General features: G+C 58.9%; 9 protein-coding genes and 1 pseudogene. 7 read left to right on the top strand and 3 right to left on the bottom strand.

Features of this window, described 5'->3' with window-relative positions; all coding sequences use genetic code 11:
• Positions 1–136: 136 nt before the first annotated feature.
• Positions 137–928, bottom strand: a pseudogene (locus EQG66_RS14345) (IS1380 family transposase); the annotation flags it as partial.
• A gap of 429 nt (positions 929–1,357) precedes the next feature.
• Between EQG66_RS14345 and EQG66_RS14340 the strand changes: the two are divergent.
• The 7 genes from EQG66_RS14340 to EQG66_RS14310 all read left to right on the top strand — a co-directional run bounded on the left by EQG66_RS14340 (position 1,358) and on the right by EQG66_RS14310 (position 9,144).
• Positions 1,358–3,919 carry a TonB-dependent receptor gene (locus tag EQG66_RS14340; RefSeq protein ID WP_124809291.1) on the top strand — a complete coding sequence of 854 codons (2,562 nt, stop codon included), beginning with the start codon at positions 1,358–1,360 and terminating at the stop codon, positions 3,917–3,919.
• Between the two features lie 272 nt (positions 3,920–4,191).
• Complete coding sequence (locus tag EQG66_RS14335; protein ID WP_124809290.1) at positions 4,192–4,944, top strand: electron transfer flavoprotein subunit beta/FixA family protein; 753 nt, start codon at positions 4,192–4,194, stop codon at positions 4,942–4,944.
• Between the two features lie 100 nt (positions 4,945–5,044).
• Complete coding sequence (locus EQG66_RS14330) at positions 5,045–5,977, top strand: electron transfer flavoprotein subunit alpha/FixB family protein (RefSeq protein WP_124809289.1); 933 nt, start codon at positions 5,045–5,047, stop codon at positions 5,975–5,977.
• Between the two features lie 431 nt (positions 5,978–6,408).
• A complete protein-coding gene (locus tag EQG66_RS14325) occupies positions 6,409–7,161 on the top strand; it encodes a DUF4158 domain-containing protein (protein ID WP_124809288.1) in 753 nt (250 codons plus the stop codon).
• 187 nt (positions 7,162–7,348) lie between these two features.
• Positions 7,349–7,687: a hypothetical protein gene (locus tag EQG66_RS14320; RefSeq protein WP_124809287.1), complete on the top strand. Its 339-nt coding sequence runs from the start codon at positions 7,349–7,351 to the stop codon at positions 7,685–7,687.
• Positions 7,684–8,328: a hypothetical protein gene (locus EQG66_RS14315; RefSeq protein WP_124809286.1), complete on the top strand. Its 645-nt coding sequence runs from the start codon at positions 7,684–7,686 to the stop codon at positions 8,326–8,328. Before EQG66_RS14320 ends, EQG66_RS14315 begins: the two co-directional genes overlap by 4 nt.
• A gap of 9 nt (positions 8,329–8,337) precedes the next feature.
• Positions 8,338–9,144, top strand: coding sequence for a DUF7017 domain-containing protein (locus tag EQG66_RS14310; RefSeq protein WP_124809285.1), 807 nt, complete (start codon positions 8,338–8,340; stop codon positions 9,142–9,144).
• Positions 9,145–9,988: 844 nt separating this feature from the next.
• On the opposite strand, the gene EQG66_RS14300 is transcribed toward EQG66_RS14310, so the two are convergent.
• Both EQG66_RS14300 and EQG66_RS14295 read right to left on the bottom strand, forming a co-directional pair.
• Positions 9,989–10,207, bottom strand: coding sequence for a helix-turn-helix transcriptional regulator (locus EQG66_RS14300; RefSeq protein ID WP_124809284.1), 219 nt, complete (start codon positions 10,205–10,207; stop codon positions 9,989–9,991).
• Positions 10,200–10,688: a hypothetical protein gene (locus EQG66_RS14295; RefSeq protein WP_124809283.1), complete on the bottom strand. Its 489-nt coding sequence runs from the start codon at positions 10,686–10,688 to the stop codon at positions 10,200–10,202. Before EQG66_RS14295 ends, EQG66_RS14300 begins: the two co-directional genes overlap by 8 nt.
• Between the last annotated feature and the right edge of the window lie 115 nt (positions 10,689–10,803).

Genomic DNA, 10,803 nt, shown 5'->3' with positions numbered 1-10,803 from the left:
TCGCTAACTTCGCATCCACTTTCGAATGCAGCTTCCTCGTCCATCGCTAATTACACCTCCCCAAATGAACGGCGTAACTTAGCAGCTGATTCTATTAGTAAAATGTGGGGGATAAAATCCGCTTACCATTGGTCGGCAAGCCGAACACGTAATCGACGCGGTGGGCCTCGCAGAAGGCCTTGACTTCGGGGCGGCCATAATGCCCGTCGCCGCAGAAGGTGATGTGCGTTTCCGGCCAGTACCGGCGGATATGACGCACCAGGCGCCGGATGTGGCCGGCAACTTCGGCGCCCGACGGCGTCTTGCCGGTGCGCAGCAGAATCGCGACCGGACGACCGGTCGCGGTGTCGTACACATGGATCGGCAGGAAGCAGCGCTCACCGTGATGCCCGTTCCAGAAGGACAACTGCTGATAGCCGTGCACGACATCGCAGGTATCATCGAGGTCCAGCGTCACCGCCGCCGGTGGAGCCGGATAGCTGGCGCAGTAGACGCCGATCATCTCAGCCATCATCCTGGCCAGCTCACGTGTGGTCGGAGCATTCTCCCAGCGGCTCATCGTCGGTTGGCTGGCAAGCCCCGCGCCCGATCCCGGCAACTTGCCCAGCGCCAGGCGGAAGCCCGGATCGTCGCGCAGGGCGTCGAGATCATCGGCATCTTCATAGCCGCACGCGATCGCGAACACCCGGGCACGTAGGATGTCATCGAGGCGATGGATCACCCGCGTCGGGTCACGCGGGTCGGCGATGCAACTCGCAAGCCGCCGGCAGAGCCCCATCGCGCGCTCGGCCTGCGCAAGCAGCAGAACGCCGCCGTCCGAGGTTAGTCGGCCACCATCAAACGCGGCTGTGATCTTCTTCCCGCCGACCGCTGGGAATCGGAATGAGGTTGAGATAACGTCTTTCATGGCGGGTGTGGCCTGTGGCATTTTCTGCCCTGCAGCAGGGTCGGCGTAGACACCCAGTTCCTAATTCAGATCAGAGGCTTATGCCACTCCCGCCAACCCTTCAGGCCCCCGCCGGTGAATAAGACGGGCTAGCCACCCATCGGGCGCAACCGGAAGGGTGTCCCCCCATTGGGCTTGTTCCCCGTCGGATCGTGGCCCCTTCCGGCTCGACAAGAAGCGTGCCTTCTGCGCCGGCAGCCTTGATGCTTCTTGAGCGGAATGCAGGGTGATTGGGGCAAGCCTTCTTGGTGCACCCTCGCAGGATTGTTCAATCCTTGTTCGCAAGGATCTCCAAGACTCATGCGCCTCTTCGGCTTTACCCCCAACGGGAAACCAAGTCTGCATCTGGACACCTATGCGCAACTGTAACGGCGCGCACAGCCGAGCTTGGTAAGCAAGGGAGAGGGCAAAATGAATTTGAAAACAATATCGCGTCTCATGTGTGGCTGTACGTGGGCCTTGGCGCTGATCCCTGGGAATGTGAGCGCACAGGCTGTTGCGAGCAGTAATGATGCCCAGGCTGAACAGACTTCATCCGGAAGCGAAGTCGAGGAAATCATTGTTACCGCACGGCAGCAGAACGAATCCTTGAAGAATGTCCCGGCGTCGGTGGCCGTGCTGTCCGCAGACACGATCGAAAACACCAAGGCACGCGTCGCGGTCGATTTCGTGAACCTGACATCGGGTGTCACCATTCAAACCGCGACGACCGATCCATCCGACGTGTCGATCAACATCAGAGGCCTGAACAGCCCCCGCGATGCGGAGAACAACATTGCCTTGGTGGTCGATGGCGTGCTCAAGACGAGTATCGCCTCGACCAACGAGCCCCAGGGTGCGCTTGCACAGGTGGAAATCCTCAAGGGTCCGCAAGGCGCGATCTACGGGCGCAATGCGTCGGCCGGTGCAATCGTGATCACCACCAAAAAGCCTACGCCGGAATTGTCCGGGCAGATCAAGGGGCGTGTCGCGAACGACAATACGTACCTCATGTCCGGACTGTTGAGCGGCCCCATCACCGACAGTGTCGGGTTCGTACTTAACGGTGAGTGGACCAAGTCGGACGGCTATTATCGCAACACGTTTGTCGGATCGGATTTGCATCAGAGCGTCTATGGTTATCGCGGCAATCCGGCATCGGTAGACAGCTACAACAAGCTGAACCTCTTCGGGCGAATCCTGCTGGCACCTTCGGACGATACCGAAATCGACCTGAAGGCCAACTATGGCAGGAGCCACGGCGGCGCACTGAGCTTCAATGCGGTTTTCCAGATTCCTACGCTCGCCCAGGCGTTCAACGATCCGATATTCAACGCAAAGGTCAGCGATCACAAGTTCATCTTTACCGATGACACCGAGGCCAAGCACTGGCAGCGGACTTATGGCGCATCGATGAGGCTGCGACAGAATTTCGACTTCGGTTCGCTGATCGGTGTTGTCGCATATAACAACAACAAGAACGAATACATTGCCGGTGGGACCAGCGGCGCGTTCGGCTTCTTCAACAATGAACCGACCTGCCTCCGCAGCCGTGCGGCCACCGCAGGGGTTGTCAACCAGGCACCGTTCACGAAATACAATGCGGCATTCGGCTTTGCGATGCCCTATTCGCCTTCCACTTGCGACGGCATCCAGGGCAATCGCCGTACGCAGACAGACGTAATTTCCGAAATCCGGCTCATGGGTGGGGAAGGCTCTTCCTTCAACTGGCAGCTGGGTGGAAGCTACATCTTCATCGACAGGCGGGTTTGTGTGAACCTGACGCTTGACACGGGACTTGGCGGGACGCGTCAGTGCTTTACGATGGACCCCCGCTTCCCGACCGAAAACCTGACAGATGACAACTATCGGACCAATGTTTATGCCGCATTTGCGGCCGGAGACTGGGACGCTACCGACAAGCTGCGCCTCGGTGTCGCGCTACGCTATGATATCGAAGCGCGTGACCGTATCAACAATGTTCCGGTAAATGCTCGCACGCGCTGGGTTGGCAATCCGCGTACCGGGTATCCGATTGGAACCGCGACGACTCCCTCGAACTATTTCCTCAACCCCGGCCTTGATCCGGCATACAACCCATCTGGGGTGATCGCGCCGATTTCTTCAACCTTCAAGCAACTCCAGCCGAAGATAACGATCACCTACAAGCCGAACAATGATCTCACGATCTTCGGGAACTGGGGCATCGGCTTCAAGGCTGGCGGCTTCAATCCGGCAGGCACCGAGGCGATCATCAACGGCTACTTCAATCCACCACCGCCCGTGGGCATCAGCGCGGGAATCTCGGTTCCGGACCTGATCAAGAAGGAAACCAACAGCGCGTTTGAGATTGGGGTGAAGGGACGTCCGTTCAACGGCCTCAACTTCGAGGTGGCAAGCTTCCTGACCAACGTCAAGAATATGCAGTTCTTTGAATTCTTCGTGGGTGATTTCGGCTTGCTGCGCAGCACCTCGAACATCGACAAGGTGAAAATCTACGGAATAGAAGGATCGATTGACTACAGGATCTCCCCAATTTTCAAGATGTTTGTCAACGGGAATTATACAAAGAGCGAAATCAAGAAGAATTCCGGCCGCCCTTATACGGTAGGAAACAAATCTCCTGCGACGCCTGACTTTTCGATCAACGGGGGCGTTCAGATGAACGCCCCCGTCACGGATCTTGTCAATCTTGTCGGCCGTGTCGACTTCAGGGTTGTCGGTCCGACGCCATTTCACACGGTTCAGCGAAATACCACACCCACGATCTTCGGCTTACCGGCTACTTACGACAATTCCACACGCGATACTTTCGCGACGGTCAACGCAAGGCTGGGCGTCGATGTCGGCAGTTTTTCGATTTCGGCATTTTCTACCAACCTTTTCAACAAGCACTACGTTGAAGACGTTGTGATCGCGCCGGAATTCGGGGGCGACTTTATCGCAGGCGGCGCGCTGCGCCGGTTCGGCGTGGATCTCTCCTATAAGTTCTGAGGCGTGGTTCAGGCATTTTTTCGTAAGTAAAGTTCCACCCTTACCGAGGTAGCTACGGCGTCTTCATCAACCTACGGCTTCTTTGAACTGCGATTTTCTGAACCAGATAATTGCCAGTATCATTTGCCAACAATGTCGATGCCGATAGCTCCTCGGTCTTTTTATTACTATTGAGGAAATTCATCGGCGAACTTGGGTTCCGCTGTCTCCCATTCCTTTGAACGAACCCATCCGTGGTCGATAGACATCCTTGCCGTCGGAGATGTTTGCCCATGCAAGCCCTGGTCTGCGTGAAGCGCGTGATCGACTACAACGTGAAGCCTCGGGTGAAGGCGGATGGCACGGGGGTTGATCTTGCGAACGTGAAGATGAGCATGAACCCGTTTGACGAGATCGCGGTCGAGGAAGCGATACGCCTGAAGGAGAAGGGCGTGGTGACCGAGATCGTGGCGGTGTCGGTGGGCGTTGCGAAATCGCAGGAGACGCTGCGCACGGCGCTGGCGATGGGCGCGGACCGGGCGATCCTGGTGCAGGTCGATGACGGCGTCGAGGTCGAGCCGCTGGCGGTGGCCAAGATCATCAAGGGGATTGCCGACGAGGAAGCCCCCGGCCTGATCATCACGGGCAAGCAGGCGATCGACGATGACAGCAACCAGGTCGGCCAGATGGTCGCCGCGCTGCTCGGCCGCCCGCAGGGGACCTTCGCCAACGAGGTCTCGGTCGAGGGCGATGCCGTGGTGGTCAAGCGCGAGATCGACGGCGGTCTGCAGACGGTGAAGCTGGCTCTGCCCGCCGTGGTCACCACCGACCTGCGTTTGAACGAGCCGCGCTATGCCTCGCTGCCCAACATCATGAAGGCCAAGTCCAAGCCGCTCGCGAACAAGACGCCTGCCGACTACGGCGTCGACATCGCACCGCGCCTCAGGACGCTCAAGGTCACCGAACCGCCGGTGCGCAGCGCCGGGATCAAGGTGCCCGACGTCGATGCGCTGGTTGCCAAGCTCAAGGAATTGGGCGTAGCCTGAACACTCACCACCTCCTTTCGGCTCGAGCGAAGTCGAGCCACGCTCGCAGTGTCTCGACTTCGCTCGACACGAACGGGGTTGGGTTGAAAGGAATGATACGATGACCAAGGTTCTCGTTCTGGTCGAACACGACAACGCCAGCGTCAAGGACGCCACGCTCGCCGCCGTCACCGCTGCGGGCCAGCTTGGCGAAGTGACCGCGCTGGTCGCCGGCGCCAACTGCGATGGTGCCGCACAGGCCGCCGCGCAGATCGCGGGCGTGGCCAAGGTGCTCAAGGCCGACGACGCCAGCCTCGACAATGCGCTGGCGGAGAACGTCGCCCCGCTCGTCGCAGGCCTGATGGCGGATTACGACGCCTTCGTTGCGCCTGCCACCACCACGGGCAAGAACGTCGCGCCGCGCGTCGCAGCATTGCTCGATGTCATGCAGATCTCGGACATCCTCTCGGTCGAGGGGCCCAGGACCTTCACCCGCCCGATCTACGCCGGCAACGCCATCGCCACGGTCGAGTCCAGCGACGCCAAGCTCGTCATCACCGTGCGCGGCACCGCCTTTGCCAAGGCCGCCACCAGCGGGGGCAATGCCAGCGTCGAGACCGTCAGCGCCACCGCCGACAGCGGCCTCAGCAGCTTCGTCAGCGCCGAGATCGCCAAGAGCGAGCGCCCCGAACTGACCAGCGCCAAGATCATCGTCTCGGGCGGCCGCGCGCTGAAGGATGCGGCCACCTTCGAACAGATCATCACCCCGCTCGCCGACAAGCTCGGCGCTGGCATCGGCGCGAGCCGCGCGGCGGTCGATGCAGGCTACGTGCCCAACGACTACCAGGTCGGCCAGACCGGCAAGATCGTGGCCCCCGAAGTCTACATCGCCGTCGGCATCTCGGGCGCGATCCAGCACTTGGCCGGCATGAAGGACTCCAAGACCATCATCGCCATCAACAAGGACGAGGACGCCCCGATCTTCCAAGTCGCCGACATCGGCCTCGTGGGCGACCTGTTCACCCTGGTCCCGGAACTGACGGGCAAGCTTTGACGCTCCTGCAGAACCGGAAAAGCTGTGAGCAACCTGTCGAGGCAGTCGGTGGCGTCAGCGAACTGGTCGAAGCGACCGATCGGTTCCGGACCGGATTGAGGCAGGCACAGACTCATTCTTAGTAATTGCCAGCGATTACCGCGCGTTCACCGCCGGCTGACCTGCACCCGGAATCTTGGACCGTTCGGAGCTGGAAAATTCCAGTTATGAACGGAGGTCCAGGATACGGAGTGTGTGATGAAGAGATCAAATTTTTCGGAGGCGCAAATATGGGTTCTCGTAGCCATTGTGCAAAAAGTGCCACTAAGCAAGTTGCAGAAATATAAGATTTAACATCGATAGAAATCAGTAAGCCATTGATATTTATTGGCCGCCAGATTTTACGACCTTTTGCCTGCGGTGTGTAGGCTCATCCTAAGGAGGATCGAGTCGTGGGCGCACCACTTCGACAATATCTTGGTGGGGACCGGTTTCCAGACGACTTGACCGATTCTGAAATTGCGCATTTCTTCTCGTTCGCCGAGGATGAGCGGCGAACTGTCAACCGCCGACGTCGTCCATTGTACAGGTTGGGCGTGGCGCTGCAGATCGGTTTCCTGCGGCTCGCCGGAACGCCGCTCAATTCCGTTGAGATGATTCCAACGCGTGTGCTGGCTCATTTGGGCGCTGAACTCGAAATTGCGCCGCCGCACCTGGCTTCGATCCGTGCGCTGTATCGTCGACGGCGCACCCTTTTTGAGCACCAGGAGGTGGCCAAGCGGGCTCTGGGTTTGCGCGACCTCACCGAACATGGCGAACGCGCGCTAAACGGCCATCTGCGACGCGAGGCCGGCGACAAATTCCTGGCGGACGACTTAGAACGAGCTGCGCGTGCATGGATCGCTGACCATCGCTATATCCAACTTCCCTCGCGGCGACTGAGGAGTTCGGCAATAGCCGCCCGGCGCCACCATGATGCGGGGCTGTTGGCCGGCGTCATGACCGCAGTCGGAGCGGAGCAGACGAAGGCCTGGCTGCCGGGACTGTCGGAGACGATAACAACCGGCAAAACGCGGCTCGAATGGCTTCGAGACGGCCCATCCTCTCGTAAGACCAAAGGCCTCGCCGACCATATCGCGAAGATCGATTTCTTGAAAAGCTTGGTGCCGACAAGCTGGACCTCGGCTTGTCGACCGGAATGCTGAAAGCTCAGGCGCGATCGATGTTGTACCGCAAGCCCGCGACGCTCAGGCGGATGCGCGGTGAGCGCAAAATTCTCGAACTGGCGTGCTTCCTGCGACTGCAACTTTTGCGTCTCACCGACGATGGTTTGGGGATGATTGATTACCGGATCGCCGATCTTTGGCGACAAGCCCGGAGGCTCCAGGGTCGGTGTCAGACCGCCTCCTTGCCGGTGAGGCGCTGGACATTCTCGGCGAGGTGGCCGGGAAGAAAGATGCCATCCGGCCGGACGCATTCATCCAAAAGTTCCTCGACTTGATGGACCGTGCGCTGGCTGGGTCGCCTATCGCACGCACCGGCGTTGAATTATCTCCATATCGTCTGCGTGTCAGTTTTGCCGATGCTTCACGACGCGGGGATATCGACTTTTCGTTCAACAGCAAGTCGACCTGGACGGCCGCGCAGGAAGTTGGCGGTCCGGGCCGCACCAAAGGGCTTTACGAGGATGTGCAGAGGCTGATGTCAGCGGATGCAGCGACCAACCCATGACATCCGACACAATCTTTAAACTGCGAAAGCAGGGGCGTTCATCCGAGGCATTGGATGTGGCCAGACAAAATTACGAAGCGAATGCTCGCGATGTCTGGTTTCTGCGCGCATACGCCTGGGTGCTCTATGACCAGATGAAGGATGTGGTGGGGCGCTACGAGACAGGTCATTTGTCCGCCACTGAATTGAACAACCAATTCACGCCATCCATGCGGGAATTTGTCAAGTTCGCAGACCTTCTGCGACGCGATACCGCCTTTTCCCAGATGCTGCGTCTGGCGGGCAAGGTTTCGAAGGACTGGCGCGAGTTTCTCGGATTTGCGCGTTGGGCCGGGACAGATGATTTTTCCGATGATGATCGGCAGCCGTTCGTCAATGACAAAGGCAAAACAATCGACAGCCTGGAACAGCGCTTCCGACGTGCGATCTGCAGAGAAGCTGCAGCACGTCTTGCCGATGGTCAATCGTCTTCCGAGTTGATTGACTGGGGATTGGGCATTCTCGACAAATCATTAGTCGAAAATCCCAGCGATCAGTGGCTAAATTACTACCAGAGCAAAGCTCACCTGGCTCGCGGAGAAGATGAACTTGCGATCAAGCGCTTGGCACCGGTCTTACGGCGCCAGTCCCGCGCCGCTTAGACCTGGGCCTTGCTCGGCGAGATACTCGAGAAGTCACGGCCCGACGATGCGTTGATCTGTTTTGTGTACGCCACTCAACTCGCAAGAGAAGAGCAAGAGGTGGCGAAAATTCGCATCCATCTCGCCCATCGACTTGCGTTGGCAAAGCGCTACGCCGAAGCTGCCCGCCAAACATCGCTTGCGCTTAAATACCGCGAACAGTCAGGGTACAAGATCCCCCAGGAACTGCAGCAGTCAGCAAGCAGCGAGTGGTTTTCGCGCATCAATGGCGATGGCAGCATGCAAGATTTGCCCGATGCGAGTTCGGCGGCAACGGCACTTCTTCGCAGTTTGGATCGCAAGAGCCTTACCTATGTCCAAGGGGTCGTTGATCACGTTAACAAGGACAAGGCGCTCAGCTATATTGCCACGGGCGTAAATTCGGGAATTGCGCTGAAACACGCCAGGTTCCCCCAGATTGCCGACCTCGTAGCAGGGACAACTTTGGAAGTGGGGCGCGCAGAACCCGACGGTCCACCGTTGGACTGGCGGTCCTCACAAGCTGTCGAATTGCCGGGCTTGTGCGAAACAATGTCGGGGCGATTGGAGCGTCACGAAGGCAAGTCCTTCGCCTTCATCCGCACTCCCCGGGATGACATTTTCGTACCGCCTGATTTGGCAGTGATTTTCGCTACAGGGCAAAAATACGACGTTTCTTGCCTTGCGGTTAGACGCGCGGAAAAGACCGGCAAGACCGGCAAGACCGGCAAGACCGGCAAGATCGGTTGGCGTGCCGTGCGGGTCTCATCCGGCCCGAATGAAGCGTCAGTATTATAACGTTTTTTGTGAGCGATCGCACTGATGGCATGCTCAGGCATTGGTGAAAGCGCGAACTCGAGCCTGCAGGTCAACCTTGGCCTGCGAAATCGTGGCGGTGTTGGTCTTGGCTGAGCAGCGCTCTGCTGCTTTGTCGCCCAAGAAGTAGGCAATTCTCTCGGCATTGGCCCCGCTGGGATGCGGCGACCGACCAAGATGCGCCGTTCGTCGAGTAGGCCTTGAGCCGCCAAGGCCTGCATCGCCGTAGCAACTTTTGGACCAAGGGGCACGAGGATAGCGTCAGGCAAGGCGCGCAGTTCCTGACCAGTGTAAGCTTCCAACCAATGACGCAGAGTTGGTGTCTTCACCATATCGGGCGTGCCAGACCAATTCTGTCCGTCGACGAAAACCGGATAGCGAAGAGCCGAGGTAAAGTGGACCAGGTCATTCCGTTCGGACCATAGCGCGGCCGCGGAGGGCAGTCCCAGCCATTTCGCAAGGCCGATGGCGTCGAGCATGCGGATGAGGTTGGTCCGCATGGGTTCGCCCGAGAAGCTGGCAAAAGTCTTGGCGGCAGCCGCCGCCTCTTCGATTGGTCGACCTTGCACCAATGCAGTTCGCGCAGCGCGCAGTGCATTGGTGGCCTGAAACCGGCCCGGTATCATACCAATGATAACGACGCGGGCCGACGGGTTGATGTGATCGAAAGGAGCGTAAATCATCTCTACATGGCGCGCGCCGATGCGTTCGCCAGCCATCTGCAATTTTGGATCAGATTGCGGATGGTTGATTTCGGCATCGCTGAGCTGGGCGAGCACCGGAGCGAATTCCTTGAATATCGTCAGTGACATGGGGGCCTTCAGAATCAGATTTCGCGTTTATTGCAGATCCAATCGTCGATGTCCTCTTGCGCCCACGCGACGGCATATCCACCCAGCTGAACCGGTTTCGGGAACTTCCCTTCAGCCATCCACCGGTAGATCGTGGATCGGCCGAGACCGACGCGATGTTGGACCTCCTTTAGCCGGATGAGACGGGTGATTCGGCGTTGCTCAGTTGAAGCCAATGGTTCTGTTTCAGCCATGACGCCCTCCGAAGCCCGTACCGCCTTCACCCAGCAGTGCATCCTTGCGTTCGAGCTCGTCGATGTGGTCGGAAAGAAGCCTCGCCACCCGGTGGGCTGTTCCCTTGGCCCAACGGGGCTTCACGTCATGGACCTGGTTGCCAAGGACGCGCTCGAGCGCGGAGGGAAGTTCGCCGACCAGTTCCTCGAAGAATTGGGCGATGTCGGTCTGAAGCCACCGGGTTGCCTGGTCGCCGCCGGCCCCCAAGAACAGCAGCAGGTGAGCGTGCGGCGCCATGCCGGATGAGGCGAGGATGCGCAGCGCTTCGCCAAGGCTCGGGCTTCGTTCGCCGCACAGCGTCCGGCGTAGCGCGTCTTTATGAAGGTCTGCCTCACGCGCGATTTCGCAGCGGTTGCGACCGCTCCGTTCGACCGCCGTGTGCAGAAGGTGCGCGAGGTCGCGCCGGGTCTGGCTTTCACCAAGTACGCCCATGTCGATCATTGCTGTTTCTCCTCTGGCTTGAATGATCGACTCACCGGCTATCGGAAGAGGAAGGCTGTAGGAAAACGAAAAGAACATAAAAGGAACATTGAGGAAGGCGCGAATCAGTCGCGCT

This window comes from Sphingobium fluviale (assembly GCF_004122115.1).
GTDB lineage: Bacteria > Pseudomonadota > Alphaproteobacteria > Sphingomonadales > Sphingomonadaceae > Sphingobium > Sphingobium fluviale.
The sequence above is the reverse complement of the archived record's forward strand: the minus strand, read 5'-3'. Positions and strand labels throughout refer to the sequence as shown.

Excerpts from the sequence above, each read along its gene's own strand:
- EQG66_RS14340 (WP_124809291.1), top strand. The coding sequence starts at position 1,358 with ATGAATTTGAAAACAATATCGCGTCTCATGTGTGGCTGTACGTGGGCC.
- EQG66_RS14335 (WP_124809290.1), top strand. The coding sequence starts at position 4,192 with ATGCAAGCCCTGGTCTGCGTGAAGCGCGTGATCGACTACAACGTGAAG.
- EQG66_RS14330 (WP_124809289.1), top strand. The coding sequence starts at position 5,045 with ATGACCAAGGTTCTCGTTCTGGTCGAACACGACAACGCCAGCGTCAAG.
- EQG66_RS14315 (WP_124809286.1), top strand. The coding sequence starts at position 7,684 with ATGACATCCGACACAATCTTTAAACTGCGAAAGCAGGGGCGTTCATCC.
- EQG66_RS14300 (WP_124809284.1), bottom strand. The coding sequence starts at position 10,207 with ATGGCTGAAACAGAACCATTGGCTTCAACTGAGCAACGCCGAATCACC.
- EQG66_RS14295 (WP_124809283.1), bottom strand. The coding sequence starts at position 10,688 with ATGATCGACATGGGCGTACTTGGTGAAAGCCAGACCCGGCGCGACCTC.